Genomic DNA, 16,347 nt, shown 5'->3' on the forward strand with positions numbered 1-16,347 from the left:
CGGCGGCCTCTGAGTGACCTGGCTGATGGACTGGATACGCGCTGGAGGCCCCGCCGACCAGCGCGGAGTGCGAGTCAGCTCGGGTCAGAGGCGCTCCACGTCACACCCCCCGGCCCGGCCGCCAGAGGGCGGGCCGACGGGCTCCGTCGGCCGGTCCGGTACGCCACCGTCCGCGCCCGGCCTCGCGGAGCGCTTCCGTCAGGCGCCCACCAAAGGGGAGCCCGACGGCGTGCGCAGGGGGCGGGCCAGTTCGGACAGGGCTCGTTCCAGGCCGTGCAGGTGAGCCAGGGCCGGTTCCGCGTGGGGCGGTCCGTCCGCGTGGACCGCGATGTCCCTGCCCTCGGTGAGGGCCTCGACAGCGGCCTCCACCCGTCCGCAGGCCACGGCCAGACGCGCGTCGTGGGAGGCCTCCGGGTCGGCGGCGACCGCGACCAGGCCGCGGACCTCCCGGGCGCAGTCGTCGAGGAGGGCGAGCACGTGCCGGGCCCGGCGCTTGCGGCCGAGCATCGGGTTCAGCGGGTGCACGAGCGGGGCGACCGAGAGTCGTACCCGGGCGAGGAGCTGCTCCAGCTCCGCGACCCGCGGGGCCGGGTCGGCGTCCGCCGCACCCGCCAGGCGCCGGGCGGTCTCGACGGCACAGGCGTGCACACAGCCCAGGGCCCGCCGGATCCAGGCGTCGGTGATGCTGTGGGTGGTGACGGGCAGGACGAGGATCACGGCCAGGGCGGCGCCGAGCGCCCCGACGCCGGTCTCGACGAGCCGCAGGGCGAGCAGCCCGGGGCCGAGCACGCCGAGAAGGCCGTAGAGCAGGCCGGCCAGGAGGGTGACCCAGAGCATCATCCAGGTGTAGGACACGGCGGCCGTGTAGAAGATGCCGAAGACGCAGACGGCGGCGAGGGCGGCCGTGACGGCCGGGTCGCCGTGCACGGGCACCGCCACGAGCAGGCCGAGGGCGATGCCGATGACCGTGCCGAGCAACCGCCGGAAGCCGCGGACCAGGGTCTCGCCGCGCGAGGTGGTGTTGACGAAGATCCACCAGGTGGCGCCGACGGCCCAGTACCAGCGCTGCCCGGACACCAGCTGACCCACGACGAGCGCGAAGCCCGCCCCGGCGGTGGCCTGGATCGCCTGCCGGGTGGTGACCCGGGCCAGGCCGGTGCCGCCCGGCGGTGCGGGCACGGCGGGTGGCGGCAGGCGGCGCTCGTAGCACCACAGGCCGAATCGCACAGCGGCGGCGGCGAGGACGGACAGCAGGACCGCGACGTACAGCTGGGGCAGCTGGTCGGTGGTGGCGTGCAGGAACTGCGCGACGAAGAAGGTCATGAAAGCGAACACGCCGAGGCTGTGCCCGCGCGGTCCCCAGCGGCGCGCGTACACGCCCGCGCCGACCACGGCGAGGAAGGTGAGGTCGCGGGCCACCGGGTGGTCGTGCAGCTCGGCCGCGGCGGTGAGCACGGGCAGGCCGACGGCGGGCAGCAGCGCGGTCGTGACCGCCTGGCCGCGGACCGTGGCGTCGGTGACGGTGAACAGGGCGAGCAGGGCGGCGAGACCGCCGGTGACGGCACCCGTGAGGGAGTGCCCGGCGAGGCCGCACAGAGCGACCGCGAGCGCGATGCCGAGCACGGCCCGCGCGCCGAACCGCAACCTCGTCCGCCCCGGATCCGGAGCCATGAACACCCTCTTCAGCACCGCTTACCGCCCCTCTCGCAACACCGGCCATGAGTGCGCATGAAAAAGGCGCCGCGGGGTCCGCAGCGCCATCGACGCGTCCATATCAGCATCTCGGGGGCCACTGGCTCAAGCGGCTCCTCCTAGACTGTGCCATTGGCGCAACCAGAGAGGCCGTGGGACGGCCGCGGCAGAGCCAACGGACGAGGAGGACGCGTCATGCCCGTGGACGAGCTCGACACCCGCATCCTGCGGTTGCTGCTGGAGCAGCCGCGCACGAGCGTGCGCGAGTACGCCCGGATCCTCGGCGTCGCCCGGGGCACACTCCAGGCCCGGCTCGACCGACTGGAGCGCGACGGCGTGATCACCGGCACGGCCCCGGCCCTCTCCCCCGCCGCGCTCGGGCATCCGGTCCTGGCGTTCGTGCACATCGAGGTCACCCAGGGGCATCTCGACGAGGTGGGTGACGCGCTGGCGGCGGTGCCGGAGATCGTGGAGGCGTTCTCGATCACGGGGGGCGGGGATCTGCTGGCCCGGGTGGTGGCGCGGGACAACGCCCATCTGGAGGACGTCGTCCAGAAGCTGATCAGCATGCCCGGGGTGGTGCGCACCCGAACCGAGGTCGCCCTGCGCGAGCGCGTCTCCCACCGGATGCTGCCGCTGGTGGAGTCGATCGGGCGGTCGGCCCGCGGATGATCTTTGAGAGCATGGCCCCATGAGCACGCTCCATGGAATATCGGTCATCTTCGATCTCGACGGAACACTCGTGGACAGCGAGCCGAACTACTACGAGGCGGGCCGGCAGACGCTGGCCGACCACGGCGTCCCGGACTTCACCTGGGCGGACCACGAGCGGTACGTCGGCATCAGCACGCAGGAGACGGTCGCGGACTGGAAGGACCGCTACGACCTGCCCGACTCGGTGGACGAACTGGTCGCCGCCAAGAACCGCCGCTACCTGGAGCTGGCCCGCGGCGCCACGCGCGCCTACCCGGAGATGCGCACGTTCGTCGAACTGCTGGCGGCCGAGGGCGTGCCCATGGCCGTGGCCTCGGGCTCCTCCCCGAAGGCCATCACCGCGGTACTGACCGCCACCGGACTGGACGCACACCTGCGCACCGTGGTCTCCGCCGACGAGGTCGCGCACGGCAAGCCGGCGCCGGACGTGTTCCTGGAGGCGGCCCGCAGACTCGGCGCGGCACCGTCCGACTGTGTCGTACTGGAGGACGCCGCCCCGGGCGCGGCCGCCGCGCACGCGGCCGGCATGCGGTGCATCGCGATCCCGTACGTCCCGGCACAGGCGGACGCACCGGAGTTCGCCACGGCGGGGCTGCTTCTGCCGGGAGGCCAGGGGGAGTTCACGGCGCGGTCCGCGTACGACTGGCTGGTGAACTCGGCCGGCCTTTCCTGAACTCGCCGCTCCCGACCCGTTGACGCTCCCCCGTCCCCTCTCTAGGGTCTGGTCGATCATCCGCACAGCGTTCGAGATATCGACCACTCGATGACCCGTGAGCACCGTTGACCCGTGGAGGAGCACCCATGGCACGGCCCCTCTCCAGACGATCCCTTCTTCAGGCCGCGACCGCCGCCGCGGCCGTACCCGCGCTGTCGCAGGCGGCGACGGGGCGGGCCTCGGCCGCTCCTGCCGCTGACGCGGCCGCCGCCGCTGAGGTCCCGTCCGCCTGGACCGTCCGGCCCTTCGGGCTGGAGGACGTGCGCCTCGGGCAGGGCGTCTTCGCCGACAAGCGGAAGCTGATGCTGGATCACGCCCGCGGCTACGACGTGCACCGGCTGCTCCAGGTGTTCCGCGCGAACGCCGGTCTCTCCACGGGCGGGGCGGTCGCGCCGGGCGGCTGGGAGGGGCTGGACGGCGAGGCCAACGGCAATCTGCGGGGTCACTACACCGGCCACTTCCTGACCATGCTGGCGCAGGCGTACCGCGGGACGAAGGAGCAGGTGTTCGCCGACCGGATCGCCACCATGGTCGGGGCGCTGACCGAGGTGCGCGCGGCGCTGCGGCGGGATCCGGTGGTGCTGAGCGTCGCGGGGAGGTTCGGGAGCGCGGCGGACCAGGTCCGGGGCTCCTACCAGTACGTGGACCTGCCGGCCGCCGTCCTCGGCGGGGCCTCGGCGGTCACGCTCTCCGTCTGGGTCCGGCCCACGCACGACGCCGCCTGGGCGCGGATCTTCGACTTCGGCAACGGCACCGACCGCTATCTGTACCTGGCCGCCCGCAACCAGGCCGGAGTGCCGCGCTTCGCCGTCACCACGTCGGGAGCCGGCGGCGAGCAGGGTCTCGACGGCACGGCCGCGCTGCCGCTGAACCAGTGGAGCCACCTGGCGGTCACGATCGCCGGCGGCACCGGCACTCTCTACGTCAACGGCACCGCCGTGGCGCGCAACACCGCAATGAGCCTCACCCCGGCGGCCCTCGGCACGCTCAAGAACAACTGGCTGGGGCGCTCGAACTACTCCGCCGACCCGGTCTTCGCGGGCGCCTTCGAGGAGTTCAACGTCTTCTCGCGAGCGCTGACCGCCGCCGAGATCACGGAGTTGCACAGCCACCGGGCCGCCGACGCCTCGACGGGCCGGGGCGATCTGGCGTCCTACGCCTTCGACGAGACGGCCGGCGGGACCTTCGCGGACGCCTCCGGCCGCGGCCTGGCCGCCACCCTGCGCCGCACCTGGGGCGGGCCGAGCCACCCCGGGTTCCTCGCGACGTACCCGGAGACACAGTTCATCGACCTGGAGTCGAGGACCACCTCCGACTACACCAAGGTGTGGGCGCCCTACTACACCGCGCACAAGATCCTCAGGGGTCTGCTCGACGCGTACACCGCCACGGACGACGACCGGGCGCTCGACCTCGCGTCGGGCATGTGCGACTGGATGTACTCGCGACTGTCGAAGCTGCCGGAGGCCACGCTCCAGCGCATGTGGGGATCTTCTCCAGCGGCGAGTTCGGCGGCATCGTCGAGGCCATCTGCGATCTGCACACGATCACCGGCAAGGCCGAACACCTCGCGCTGGCCAAGCTGTTCGACCTGGACCGGCTGATCGACGCCTGCGCCGCGAACACCGACATCCTCGACGGGCTGCACGCCAACCAGCACATCCCGATCTTCACCGGCTACGTGCGGTTGTACGACGAGACCGGCGAGCAGCGCTACCTCACCTCGGCGAGGAACTTCTGGGACATGGTCGTCCCGCACCGCATGTACGGCATCGGCGGCACCAGCACCGGGGAGTTCTGGAAGGCGCGGGACGTGATCGCGGGCACGATCGGCGCGACCACCGCCGAGACCTGCTGCGCGTACAACATGCTGAAGCTGAGCCGGACCCTGTTCTTCCACGAGCAGGAACCGAAGTACATGGACTACTACGAGCGGGCCCTGTACAACCAGGTGCTCGGCTCCAAGCAGGACAAGCCGGATGCGGAGAAGCCGCTCGTCACGTACTTCATCGGGCTGACGCCCGGTCACGTCCGGGACTACACGCCCAAGCAGGGCACGACCTGCTGCGAGGGCACGGGCATGGAGAGCGCCACGAAGTACCAGGACTCGGTGTACTTCGCGAAGGCCGACGGCAGCGCGCTGTACGTCAACCTGTACAGCGCGTCCACGCTGACCTGGGCGGCGAAGGGCATCACGGTCACGCAGACGACCCGCTTCCCGCAGGAGCAGGGCAGCACGCTGACCTTCGGGGGCAGGAGTGCTTCCTTCACGCTGCGGCTGCGGGTGCCGTCCTGGGCGACCGCCGGGTTCCGGGTGACCGTCAACGGGCGTGTGGTGTCGGGGAGTCCGAAGCCGGGGAGCTACTTCGACGTGTCCCGGGCCTGGCGGGCCGGTGACACCGTCCGCATCGCCGTGCCGTTCCGGACGCGGGTGGAGAAGGCGCTGGACGACGCGTCCCTGCAGACCCTGTTCCACGGGCCTCTCAACCTGGTCGCCCGCCACGCGGCCACGGAGTACCTGAAGGTGGGGCTGTACCGCGACGCCGGGCTGTCCGGCGATCTGTCGCACTCCCTCTCACCGGTGCCGGGCCAGCCGCTGCACTTCACGCTGGACGGGACCGAGTGGGCGCCCTTCGCCGAAGGGACGGAGGATCCGACGCACGCCTGCTTCCGGCGCGCGGAACCGAAGGTCGTGTTCGGCGGCCGGGACTCGGGCGTCGCCAACCCGGCGAAGTCCGGCGGTACCACGCTGCTGGACGAGATCTGGGCCGGGGCGCCGTTCCGGGACAAGGGGGCGCTGGTGGCGCGGGTGCGGTCCACGGTGAACGCGTGGGTGAGCGCGGGGCTGCTGAGCAGGGCGGACGGGGACACGGTGGTGGCGACGGCGGGAGCGGCTTCGTACAAGCCCTGAGCGCCCGCCCGGCCGGGTGTGTGCGACGTCCGCGGCGGGCGCCGCACACGCCCGAACTTTTTTACGGCGGGGGTGATTGTTTCGCCCCTGGCATCCGTACCTCTTGGTGTTGGGCCGGTTGACATTCCCAGGAGGCACGATGCGCATCTCGCGCAGCACGGCAGGAACCGCGTTCGTGGGCGGTGCGTTGATCCTTACACTGACCGCGCTCGCCTACCCGAGCATGCTGGGCGTGCAGAACACGGCTTCCGGCCAGGACCGGATCATCGCCAACACCCAGTACGGTCCGCTGACCGAGGCGGACCGCGACTTCGTGGTGCGGGTGCGCGCGGCCGGACTGTGGGAGTACCCGCTGGGGCAGCTGATCAAGGAGCGGAGCACGACGCCGGAGATGCAGGAGGTCGCCAAGCATCTGCTCGTGGGCCACGGCCGGCTCGACGCGGGCTGCCGCAAGGTCTCCACGGAGCTGGGCATCACCCTGCCGAACGAGCCGTCGCCGCAGCAGCAGCAGTTCGTGGCGACGGCGGAAGGCAGCGCCGGCAAGGAGTTCGACTCCACGGCCGTGACCATCATGCGCGTCGCGCACGGGGGCATCTTCCCGACGATCGCCAAAATCCGGGCGACCACCCGGAACAGCCTCGTGCGGGAGCTCGCCGACACCACCAACGACACCGTTCTCGACCACATCACGATCCTGGAGAAGACCGGCCTGATCAACCAGGAGCAGGTCAGCTTCCAGATCACCGCCCCGCCCAAGCTGCCCCAAGAGCAGACGACACCGCCGCCGCCGCAGCAGGGTTCGCCGGTACGTGTGCTGCCGGTCCCGGAAGACCTGAAGGATTTCCAGACGGTAGCCCCCAATCCGTCCTACGGGGCGCCGTCTCCGTCTCCGTCGGCCGGCTGACCCGGGGGCGGGGTTTCGGGCGCCGCGGTCTCGCCGCGGCTCCCCGTCCTACGAACGGCGGCGGGGCTTGCCCCGCTTGCCGCTCTTCGCCGCACCGCCCTTCGCCGCACCGCCGGAGGCTCCGCGCCGGTTCGCGCCCGCCGACCTCGACGGCTGCGGCTTGCGGCGGTCGTCGCGCTTGGGCTTCTCCTGGGCGGGAGGCTGCTGACGGCCCCGGGTGCTGTTGACCGTGCGGCCGCGGACGATGCCGATGAAGTCCTCGATCCGGTCCGTCTTCGCGTCCTCGGGCCAAGCCAGGGCCACGCTCGACTCGGGGGCGTCCCTGAGGGGCCGGTGGGTGAGGTCCTTGCGGTGGTGGAGGCGGGCGAGCGACAGCGGGACGACGAGGACGCCGATGCCCGCCGCGACCAGTTCGACGGCGTCGGCGGTGGTGGCCGGTCGTTCGAGCGCGGGCCGCCCGGGGAGGCTCTCCCAGTCGAGGACGTCGTCGAGGGGGTGCAGCACGATGTCGTCGGCCAGGTCTTCCGGCGCGACCTCGTCGACGGCGGTGACCAGGTGGTCCTTGGGCACGACGACGACCGTCTGCTCGGTGTAGAGGGGGATCGCGCTGAAGACCTCGCGGTCCACGGGCGTACGGACGAGGCCCGCGTCGGCGTCCCCGCCCAGCAGCCGCTCGGCCGCCGCTCCGGGGGGCACCTGCGTGAGGGTCAGGGGGACGTCGGGCTGCCGCTCGTTCCAGATGCGCACCCATTTGTCGGGCATCACCCCGGGGACGTAGGCGAGCCGGAACGAGGGGGTTGCATCCGAGCCTGTCACCTGGCCAGGTTACCGGCCGTGGTCGGAGGTCGTGCACACGCTCGATACGCTGGTCCGCATGACGTCGCACCAGAGCACCCAGACGATGAAGCCCGCGACCGCGGCGAAGAAGCTGGGTGTGTACCTCGAGGCCACACCCGCCGAGTTCCGGGAGGGTGTCGTCTCGCGAGCCGAGCTGAACGAGCTCCAGGCGAACCCGCCGCAGTGGCTGCAGGACCTGCGGCTCAACGGCCCGCACCCCCGGCCCGTGGTCGCCGCGAAGCTCGGCGTCTCCATCGCGGGCCTCGCCCGCGCGGGTGTCACCGAGCCCCTCACCACCGAGCAGATCGAGGCACTGAAGCAGGAAGGGCCCGAGTGGCTGGTGCGGGAGCGCGCCACCCAGGCGGAGGTCCGCAAGGAATCGGCCCGGATCAAGAAGAAGAACGCCGAACGTCAGGCCTGACCTGGGCACCCCGCACTTTTCGGACGGCCCCCACCGGATGATCCGGTGGGGGCCGTCGCCGTTTCCTTGGTGCCTCAGGCCGCCGTGTGACCTCGGTGAAACCTTTCGGCCATGTCTTGACATGGCGAGGAAGCGATCCGTAGCTTGGCCGATCATTTAGATTCGTGAAGGGCGTTCACGAATATGAACGGAGAACCACCATGCGGGATCGCCGACGCTGCGTCGACATGCGGCTCCGCCGCGTGCGCCGCCTGACCGCCACCCTCGCCGTCTCGGGGCTCCTGTTCGGAACGGCCGCCTGCGGCTCGGGTTCCGGCAGCGCCCGGGCCGGCGACCCGAACACCCTGGAGGTGTGGACCCGGAGCGATCCGGAGTCCGCCAAGACCTACGACCGCGTGTTCGCCGCCTTCACCAAGAAGACCGGCATCAAGGTCGATTTCCAGCCGGTCATGAACTTCGACCAGCAACTGCAGAGCCGCGCGTCCATCAAGGACCTGCCGGACGTCATGATCAACGACACGGCCCTGATGGGCAGCTACCAGGCCCAGGGCCTGCTCAAGCCGATCACCCCGGCCTCGATATCCGGACATGACGAGATCACCGCCAAGTCCTGGTCGTCCACGGTGGGCCTCGACGGCAGGCACTACGGCATCCCGTACTCCCGGCAGGCCATGACGCTGTTCGTCCGCAAGGACTGGCGCCAGAAGCTCGGCCTGCCGCAGCCGAAGACCTGGCAGGACACCCTCGCCCTCGCCCAGGCCTTCGCCACCCGCGACCCCGACGGGGACGGCAGGAAGAACACGTACGGCATGGTCGTCCCGGGCAGCGCCCAGAACGGCTACGTCGCCTGGTGGGGCGCCAGCTATCTGTGGCAGGGCGGCGTGCGGATCCTCCGGAAGGAGGGGTCGGGCTACCGGCCCGCCATGGACTCGGCGGCGGCCCTGCGCACCGTCACCTGGATGAAGAAGAACCTCTTCTGCGGCGACAACGGTGTCATCCAGCCCAGCGCCCTGACCTCGGTCACCGCGAACACCACCAACTTCCAGGACGGCAATGCCGGGATGTACCTCACCGGCCCGTACAACATCTCCACCTTCGACAAGGCGCTCGGCAAGGACAAGTACGAGGTGCTCCCGGCGCCCTCGGGCCCGGCCGGGAACAACAACGTGCTGGCCGACGGCGAGAACATCTACTTCGGCGCCCGGACCGGCAAGACGAAGCAGGAGCAGACGCTCGCCGCGTTCCTCGTCTCCCCCGAGGGCCAGGAACTCGCCATGACCGGCGACCACCAGCCCGTCGTGCGCATCCCGGTCAACTCCACGCTCGACGCTGCGAAGGTGCGCCACGACCCCCGCTGGAGCGTGGTGCAGAAGGCGTACGAGACCGCCTCCGTGCAGTTCCCGAACGCGCCGAACTTCGCCCCGATCAAACAGGACACCGCCGACGCGCTCAACGCGATCTTCACCTACTGCGGCAGCGACGTCCGCTCCGGCCTGAAGGAGCTCAACGACACCCTCGCCGGTGACCTCAAGGACCAGGAGCTGCTGAAATGACCGCGACCGCGACGACGCCCGGGCCGCGCAGAGCCCGGATCATCAGCAAGAAGGCCGTACTGCCCTGGCTGTTCCTCGCCCCGGCTCTGCTGCTGGCCCTCGTCTTCAAGTTCCTGCCCATGGGCAAGGGCGTCTGGCTCAGCTTCTTCGACGTGCGGCCCTTCCTCGGCGACAAGTGGGTCGGCCTCGACAACTACACGCGGGTCCTCACCGACCACCGCTTCCAGGACGCCATCGGCCACACCCTGCTCCTCGGCGTCGGGATGTCCCTCGGCGGGATCGTCGTCGGCTCCGCGCTGGCGCTGCTGCTGGAGGGCCAGGCCCGGTCGCTGAAGATCATCCGTACCGCCGTGTTCCTGCCCGTCGTCACCGCCACCGCGGTGGTCGGCGAGATGTGGCGGCTGATGTACTACCCGACCTCCGACGGTCTGATCAACAGCGGTCTGGGGCTCCTGGGACTCGGGCCCGTGCCCTACCTGGACAACCCCGACACCGCGCTGTGGGCGACGATGGCCATGGGCATCTGGATGCTCGCCCCGTACAACATGGTGATCATCCTCGCCGGGCTGGCGGGCGTGGACCGGTCGCTGTACGAGGCCGCCGCGATGGACGGCGTCTCGCTCTGGCAGCGGCTGCGGCACATCACCCTGCCGGCCATCCGGCCCGCCCTCGGCATCGTCCTCACCCTCGCCGCCATCCGCGGACTGCGCGTCTTCACCGAGGTCTACGTCCTCACCGGCGGCGGCCCGGCCGGCTCCACCGACGTGTGGATGACCCGCGCCTACACCCTCGGCTTCACCCGTAACGACATCGGCGGCGCCTCGGCCGCCTCCGTGGTTCTGCTCTGCGTGACGCTGCTGCTCACCGTCACGGTCAACTACCTCCGCAAGAGGGGAGACGTGAGATGAGCGCCCCCGCCATCGATCCCGTCCGGACCCCGGTGACCGCCTCTCCCACGCGGACGTCCGCCGGGAAGCAGCGCACCACCCCCGCCCGTTTCGACACCGCCCTCGGCTGGAGCGACCGGCCGGGTCCCGCCTGGGCGCTGCGCATCCTGCTCTGCCTGCTCGCCCTGGGCGTCTTCGCGGCCCCGTTCCTGACGGTCTTCTCCGGTTCCTTCAGCGAGAAGGCCAGCGGTTCGACCCTGTCGTTCCTCCCCCACCACCCGACCCTGCTGAACTTCCAGGTCGCGGGCGACCGGGGCATATGGGACTACTTCGGCAACTCCCTGGTCATCGCGGGCGGTGGACTGCTGCTCCAGCTCACCGTGTGCACGCTGGCCGCGTACGCGCTGGCCCGGCACAAGTTCCGCGGCCAGGCGCTGATCCTGACCCTGTTCATGCTGACGATGATGCTCCCGGAGGAGGTCATCGCCATCCCGCTGTCCCTGGTCCTCGGTCATGTGCCGGTGGTCGGCGTCGACCTCAAGGGCACCGTCTGGGGCGTGATCCTTCCGCTCGGTGCCTGGGGTTTCTCCGTGATGCTGCTGACGGAGTTCATGAAGGACATCCCCACCGAGATCGAGGAGGCCGCCCGCATCGACGGCGTCGGAGAGCTGCGCATGCTGTGGCAGGTCGTCCTGCCGCTGTGCAAGCCCGCGCTCGGTGTGGCCGGGGTGCTCGGTTTCATCATGATCTGGGACCAGTACCTGCTGCCCCTGATCGCCGCCAAGGACCCCACCGACTACACGGTCACCGTCGCCCTGTCCATCCTGCGCACCGACCCCGAGGTCGGCTCCGGGGTGGTGCTCGCCGGTGCGGTCATCGCCCTGGTACCCAGCCTGATCGTCTATCTGCTCCTCCAGCGCTCGCTGGTCACCGGCATCGCCGCCGGGGCCACCAAGGGCTGACAACCCCCACGTATGAGGGATACATGAAGTTCCACGGAGTGCTGTTCTTCCCGGTCACGCCGTTCGCGGCGGACGGTTCACTGGACGAGGGACGGCTGGCCCAGCACATCGAGTCGGGTGTCGCCGCGGGCGCGGGAGGTGTGTTCGTCGCATGCGGCACCGGCGAGTTCCACGCGCTGTCGGCCGAGGAGATCGAGCGGGCCACCCGGGTCGCCGTCGAGACCACGGCCGGACGCGTGCCGGTCCTCGCGGCCGCCGGTGGCCCCAGCCCGGTCGCCCGTGACCAGGCCGCCCGAGTCGAACGCGCCGGCGCCGACGGCATCCTGCTGCTGCCGCCCTACCTCGTCAGCGCCCCGCAGCAGGGCCTCGTGCGCTACGTCGAGGACGTCATCGCGGCCACGGACCTGCCCGTGGTCTTCTACCAGCGCGGCACCGCCCGGCTCACCGCCGAGACAGCCGCCGAGATCGCCGCCCTGCCCGGGGTCGTCGGCCTGAAGGACGGCATCGGGGACATCGAGCGGATGCACCGCATCGTCCGCGCGGTGCGTGCCGTGCCGGGCACGGAGGGCTTCCAGTTCTTCAACGGTCTGCCCACCGCGGAGATGACCGCGCCCGCCTACAAGGGCGTCGGCGTGGAGCTGTACTCCTCGGCGGTGTTCGCCTTCGCCCCGGAGATCGCCCTGGCCTTCCACCGGGCACTCGCGAAGGACGACGACGCCCTGGTCTCACGGCTCCTCGACGAGTTCTACGGCCCGCTCGTCGCCCTGCGCGACGAGGTCCCCGGGTACGCCGTGTCCCTCGTCAAGGCGGGAGTGACCCTGCGCGGCCTGGACGTCGGCGGCGTACGGGCACCGCTGCTCGATCCGACACCTGAGCATGTCGCCCGGCTCTCGAAACTCCTCGACCACGGACTGGAGGTGGTCGGCGCATGAGCTCCACGCGTATCCGTGAGCTGATCGTCACCCCCATCGCGTTCGGCGACCCGCCGCTGCTCAACTCCAACGGCGTGCACGAGCCGCTCGCCCTGCGGGTGATCCTCCAACTCGTGCTGGAGGACGGCACGGTGGGGCTCGGCGAGTCCACGGGCGGCACCGTCCGCCTGGAGCGGCTGCACGCCGCCGCGAAGGCCGTCGTCGGCCTGGACGTGTTCGACAGCACCGCCGTCACCGCCGCGATCGACGCGGAACTGCTGCCCACCGTGCCCAGCTCCCACGAGCGCGGCTGGACCACCTCGGCGGTCGAGGTCGCCTGCCTGGACGCGCAGGGCAAACTGCTCGGCCGGCCGGTCAGCGACCTGCTGGGCGGCAAGGTCAGGGACGCGGTGCCGTTCGCCGCGTACCTCTTCTACAAGTGGGCCGAGCACCCCGCACTCGACGGCCGTGCGGCCATCGGCGACGACTGGGGCGAGGCCCTCGACCCGGCCGGGATCGTCGAGCAGGCTCGGCTGATGCAGGAGCGGTACGGCTTCCGGTCCTTCAAGCTCAAGGGCGGTGTCTTCCCGCCCGACGAGGAGATCGCCGCGATGCGGGCGCTGGCGGCGGCCTTCCCCGGGCAGCCCTTGCGACTGGACCCGAACGTGGCCTGGACGGTGGAGACGTCGACATACGTCGCCCGTGAACTCGACGGTGTCCTGGAGTACTTGGAGGACCCCACCAGGAGCATCGAGGGCATGGCGAGGGTGGCGAAGGACTCCCCCATGCCGCTCGCGACGAACATGTGCGTGATCGCCTGGGAGCACCTGAAGCCGGCTGTCGAGCAGGACGCGATCCAAGTGCTGCTCACCGACCACCACTACTGGGGCGGACTGCGCCGCACTCGTGAACTGGCCGCTGTCTGCGAGGCGTTCGGGCTCGCCCTGTCGATGCACTCCAACTCGCACCTGGGCATCAGTCTCGCCGCGATGACCCATGTCGCCGCCGCCATCCCCAACCTCGACCACTCCTGCGACACGCACTACCCGTGGAACTCCGCGGACGACGTGATCGTCCCCGGCGTGCTGGAGGTGCGCGACGGCGAGGTCAGGGTGCCCACCGGCCCGGGGCTGGGTGTCGAGCTCGACCACGACCAACTGGAGCGCCTGCACCGGAGGTACGTCGACTCCGGGATGCGCGGCCGGGACGACACCGGCTACATGCGGCGGTTCCAGCCGGAGTACGAGCTGAAGCTCCCCCGCTGGTGACACGGTGCGCCCCGCCCCTGGCGGGCGGGGCGCCCGCGCTCACCCCCTACGACTTGGGCACCTTCAGCCGGTCCCAGGTGACCTTGCCGGGGATGCCGTCGGCGTCCTTGCCGGAGAAGCCCTGCTTCTGCTGCCACAGCGCGTAGGACCGACGATCGGCCTCGCTCCAGTCGGGGCTGGGCCCCTCCTCGTAGCGGCTGCACCCCTCGGCGACCAGGCGACGGCCCATCGCCGTGATGATCGGGGAGCGCTGCCCGACGTGGAAGAACCCCACGCCGGGGAACGGCTCGTGGGACGGCTTGGGCGACGGCTTCGGGTCGGGGGCCGGCTCGGTGCTGCCCCCGACGCCCTTGAGCCGGTCGCGTATGCGCCCCCGCATCCCGTCCATGGTGAAGCCGCGCGGGTCGACCTTGCCCGGCTGCCACTCCTTGTGTCCGATGACGGAACGCTCGGACCAGCCGTGGTGGCGGCAGATCGCGGCGGACACCCGCTCGATGGCCTCCTTCTGCGCCTCGGGCCACGGGTCGCTGCCGTTGCCGAGGTTGATGCACTCGAAGCCGTAGAAGTGCCGGTTGCCGTCGGTGTCGGCCTCGTTGTCGGCGGGCAGCTTCGACTCGTTGATCACGGCGCGCAGGACGTCGCCGTCGCCGAGGCCGGCGTGATTGGCCCGGCCGTTGCCGACCAGATGGACATGGCCCTTCTTGTCGATGACGCCGTGGCACAGCGGGCCGGGGAGGTTGGCGTGGCCGTCGTAGCAGAGGTCCACGGAGGAGGCCGTGCCGGAGGTGACGGTGTGGTGGATCATCACTCCGTTCACCGGGCCCCAGGGGCCCTTGCTGTTGCGGTTGTGGGTGCGCCAGCTGCGGACCTCGTGGACGGTCACGCCCTCGGCCCTCAAGATCTCCACCAGCTTGGACGCGCTCAGGGGCTTGGCCATCAGTTGTCTCCTTCCACGGCGGCTTCCGCCTCCGCTGTGGTCTGCGACCGTCCCTGGGAAGGGTCGGCCTCGGCGGCCCGCTCCTCGCGGCGGGCCTGTTCCTCCGCGGCGAGCGTCGCCTCGTCCGCGGCCGGCATGTTGCTCGCCAGCGGTCCGAAGGCCAGGCGCAGGTCGACCGCGCTGCCCTCGCCCTTGATCAGGGCCAGCGGGGCGAAGTGCCGGGCGATGCCGGCGGGTGCCTGGAGCAGCGGACGGCGGGCCTGGTCGGTCGGCCATTCGACGCTGCCGGTGGCCGTGCGGGCCGGCACGATCCAGTGGTCGCCGGTGCGGTAGGCGCCGCCCCGGGCGAAGTGGACCTCGACGCCGTCCTCCAGGGGCAGCCACTCCCCCTCGGTGACGGGGACGGCCCCGCCCTTCAGCGCCGTGCTGCGGCCCTTGCGCTTCGGGCCGCCCGTGTGGTCCCAGCGGCGCAGGTACGGGTTCAGGTGCGCGAGCCGTCCGACACCCGGGGCGGGTTCGGCGGACAGGCGGACCCGGCGGCCGGGCAGGTCGAGTTCCTCGACGCGCAGCAGCGGCAGGGGCTCCAGACGGGAGGCGTAGGCGGTGTCCACGAACTCCACGTGGTCGCCGACGTCCAGGTCCAGCTTGCCGTCATGGCCGAGGGACGCCAACTGCACCCAGGTGCCGTCGAGTTCGTCGACGGAGAAGACGACGGAGCCGTTCTCCCGGGACCACTTGAACGTGGCGTCCTTCGCCTCGCCGCCCTCGTGGATCTCCACCCGGTACAGCTGGTTCTCCGGGCCTCGGTAGCGGGCGTCCGGCCTGACCAGGCACGGGTCGTCGTCCGCGTGGTCGGGGCGCTCGCTGCGGGCGGCGAGCCGGGCCGAAGGGGCCGCCCGGCGCTGCGCCCAGCGGGTGAAGGCGGCCCGCACGGTCTCCCTGGACGGGTCGGTCTCCTCGATCTCCAGCGCGGTGAGGGACAGCGCCAGCACCTGCCAGACGACCTTCACACGGGCGGCGGTGTCGGGCAGGGCCGCGCCCAGGGCGACCTCGCGCAGCGCCGGGTCCTCGGCGGCACTCACCGAGCGTTCCCACACCTGGAGGTAGGCGACGAACGGCGACTGGGCGGGTGACGGCAGCCGGTCGCCGGGCTTCTCCGGGTCGCGGAAGCCGTCGGGCTGGTCCCAGTAGGTCCAGTGCCCGGGCGGCTCCGGCGTGGACTCCTCGCTCTCCTCCTCGGTGACGGGCACTGCGGCCACCGGCCGGTCGGCGTCGCACAGGACGCCGTCGACGTAGTACCGGCCGCCGTGGATCAGAAGAGTGTCGATCTCGTGCTTGCCGCCCACGTACTCGATGCGGAAACCGGCGCCGTCGCGCGGTCCGCCGTGCGGTCCGATCAGGGCGGCGGCGAGAGTGCGGGCCTGGTGGAGCTGGATCGCGGTCTGCTCGTTGAGGTCGGCGTCGAGCTGGACGCGGCCCTGCTGGGCGACGACCGCGGAGTAGTGCCGCTCCGGGCGGAAGGTGGAGCGGGAGAGGTCTGCGTGCATGAAGGGTGTCCCCCTGGTTCGGAAGTGCGGGTTCACGAAGTCGGTGGCGAGTGCGCGCCGCGCGCCGTCGGCCGGTGTGCGCTGCACG

Annotated in this window: 13 protein-coding genes and 1 pseudogene; 10 read left to right on the forward strand and 4 right to left on the reverse strand. The window is 71.2% G+C overall.

The window, feature by feature from the left end:
- Positions 1-198: 198 nt before the first annotated feature.
- Entirely contained in the window at positions 199-1,689 is a 1,491-nt protein-coding gene (locus tag QOL88_RS04135) for an FUSC family protein (RefSeq protein ID WP_097215133.1), read from the reverse strand.
- 198 nt (positions 1,690-1,887) lie between these two features.
- Between QOL88_RS04135 and QOL88_RS04140 the strand changes: the two genes are divergently transcribed.
- From QOL88_RS04140 to QOL88_RS04155, 4 genes and pseudogenes are all read left to right on the forward strand, one after another.
- Positions 1,888-2,364 (forward strand): Lrp/AsnC family transcriptional regulator, encoded by a 477-nt coding sequence (locus tag QOL88_RS04140; protein ID WP_031111300.1) that lies wholly within the window; start codon positions 1,888-1,890, stop codon positions 2,362-2,364.
- 19 nt (positions 2,365-2,383) lie between these two features.
- On the forward strand, positions 2,384-3,079 hold the full coding sequence (locus tag QOL88_RS04145) for an HAD family hydrolase (RefSeq protein WP_097215134.1): 696 nt from the start codon (positions 2,384-2,386) through the stop codon (positions 3,077-3,079).
- A 128-nt stretch (positions 3,080-3,207) separates the two neighbouring features.
- A pseudogene (locus tag QOL88_RS04150) lies at positions 3,208-6,032 on the forward strand (beta-L-arabinofuranosidase domain-containing protein).
- A gap of 139 nt (positions 6,033-6,171) precedes the next feature.
- A complete protein-coding gene (locus QOL88_RS04155; protein ID WP_097215135.1) occupies positions 6,172-6,936 on the forward strand; it encodes a DUF4142 domain-containing protein in 765 nt (254 codons plus the stop codon).
- Positions 6,937-6,984: 48 nt separating this feature from the next.
- Here the strand turns inward: QOL88_RS04155 and QOL88_RS04160 are convergent, their stop codons facing one another.
- Positions 6,985-7,752, reverse strand: coding sequence for a LysR family substrate-binding domain-containing protein (locus tag QOL88_RS04160; protein ID WP_097215136.1), 768 nt, complete (start codon positions 7,750-7,752; stop codon positions 6,985-6,987).
- A gap of 58 nt (positions 7,753-7,810) precedes the next feature.
- On the opposite strand from QOL88_RS04160, the gene QOL88_RS04165 reads away from it, so the two are divergent.
- The 6 genes from QOL88_RS04165 to QOL88_RS04190 all read left to right on the forward strand — a co-directional run bounded on the left by QOL88_RS04165 (position 7,811) and on the right by QOL88_RS04190 (position 13,775).
- Positions 7,811-8,194 carry a DUF5997 family protein gene (locus tag QOL88_RS04165; RefSeq protein ID WP_031103267.1) on the forward strand — a complete coding sequence of 128 codons (384 nt, stop codon included), beginning with the start codon at positions 7,811-7,813 and terminating at the stop codon, positions 8,192-8,194.
- A gap of 200 nt (positions 8,195-8,394) precedes the next feature.
- On the forward strand, positions 8,395-9,747 hold the full coding sequence (locus tag QOL88_RS04170) for a sugar ABC transporter substrate-binding protein (protein WP_257027478.1): 1,353 nt from the start codon (positions 8,395-8,397) through the stop codon (positions 9,745-9,747).
- Positions 9,744-10,655 (forward strand): carbohydrate ABC transporter permease, encoded by a 912-nt coding sequence (locus QOL88_RS04175; protein ID WP_097215138.1) that lies wholly within the window; start codon positions 9,744-9,746, stop codon positions 10,653-10,655. The genes QOL88_RS04170 and QOL88_RS04175 overlap by 4 nt, the downstream gene beginning before the upstream one ends.
- Positions 10,652-11,596, forward strand: coding sequence for a carbohydrate ABC transporter permease (locus QOL88_RS04180; RefSeq protein ID WP_097215139.1), 945 nt, complete (start codon positions 10,652-10,654; stop codon positions 11,594-11,596). The genes QOL88_RS04175 and QOL88_RS04180 overlap by 4 nt, the downstream gene beginning before the upstream one ends.
- Positions 11,597-11,619: 23 nt before the next feature.
- Positions 11,620-12,528, forward strand: a complete 909-nt coding sequence (locus QOL88_RS04185; RefSeq protein WP_097215140.1) for a 5-dehydro-4-deoxyglucarate dehydratase — start codon at positions 11,620-11,622, stop codon at positions 12,526-12,528.
- Complete coding sequence (locus tag QOL88_RS04190; protein ID WP_097215141.1) at positions 12,525-13,775, forward strand: glucarate dehydratase family protein; 1,251 nt, start codon at positions 12,525-12,527, stop codon at positions 13,773-13,775. Before QOL88_RS04185 ends, QOL88_RS04190 begins: the two co-directional genes overlap by 4 nt.
- A gap of 46 nt (positions 13,776-13,821) precedes the next feature.
- Here the strand turns inward: QOL88_RS04190 and QOL88_RS04195 are convergent, their stop codons facing one another.
- Both QOL88_RS04195 and QOL88_RS04200 read right to left on the reverse strand, forming a co-directional pair.
- Positions 13,822-14,712, reverse strand: coding sequence for a peptidoglycan-binding protein (locus QOL88_RS04195; protein ID WP_097215142.1), 891 nt, complete (start codon positions 14,710-14,712; stop codon positions 13,822-13,824).
- The gene (locus tag QOL88_RS04200; protein ID WP_097222853.1) at positions 14,712-16,259 is read right to left on the reverse strand and encodes a DUF6519 domain-containing protein; all 1,548 of its coding nucleotides are present in this window, start codon (positions 16,257-16,259) and stop codon (positions 14,712-14,714) included. Before QOL88_RS04200 ends, QOL88_RS04195 begins: the two co-directional genes overlap by 1 nt.
- Between the last annotated feature and the right edge of the window lie 88 nt (positions 16,260-16,347).

This window comes from Streptomyces sp. Ag82_O1-12, from assembly GCF_900182715.1.
In the GTDB taxonomy this organism is placed as follows: Bacteria; Actinomycetota; Actinomycetes; order Streptomycetales; family Streptomycetaceae; genus Streptomyces; species Streptomyces massasporeus.

Bases quoted from the DNA above. Each gene is read 5' to 3' on its own strand.
- QOL88_RS04170 (WP_257027478.1), top strand. From the start codon at position 8,395: ATGCGGGATCGCCGACGCTGCGTCGACATGCGGCTCCGCCGCGTGCGC.
- QOL88_RS04145 (WP_097215134.1), top strand. From the start codon at position 2,384: ATGAGCACGCTCCATGGAATATCGGTCATCTTCGATCTCGACGGAACA.
- QOL88_RS04180 (WP_097215139.1), top strand. From the start codon at position 10,652: ATGAGCGCCCCCGCCATCGATCCCGTCCGGACCCCGGTGACCGCCTCT.
- QOL88_RS04155 (WP_097215135.1), top strand. From the start codon at position 6,172: ATGCGCATCTCGCGCAGCACGGCAGGAACCGCGTTCGTGGGCGGTGCG.
- QOL88_RS04140 (WP_031111300.1), top strand. From the start codon at position 1,888: ATGCCCGTGGACGAGCTCGACACCCGCATCCTGCGGTTGCTGCTGGAG.
- QOL88_RS04175 (WP_097215138.1), top strand. From the start codon at position 9,744: ATGACCGCGACCGCGACGACGCCCGGGCCGCGCAGAGCCCGGATCATC.
- QOL88_RS04165 (WP_031103267.1), top strand. From the start codon at position 7,811: ATGACGTCGCACCAGAGCACCCAGACGATGAAGCCCGCGACCGCGGCG.
- QOL88_RS04195 (WP_097215142.1), bottom strand. From the start codon at position 14,712: ATGGCCAAGCCCCTGAGCGCGTCCAAGCTGGTGGAGATCTTGAGGGCC.
- QOL88_RS04200 (WP_097222853.1), bottom strand. From the start codon at position 16,259: ATGCACGCAGACCTCTCCCGCTCCACCTTCCGCCCGGAGCGGCACTAC.
- QOL88_RS04185 (WP_097215140.1), top strand. From the start codon at position 11,620: ATGAAGTTCCACGGAGTGCTGTTCTTCCCGGTCACGCCGTTCGCGGCG.
- QOL88_RS04190 (WP_097215141.1), top strand. From the start codon at position 12,525: ATGAGCTCCACGCGTATCCGTGAGCTGATCGTCACCCCCATCGCGTTC.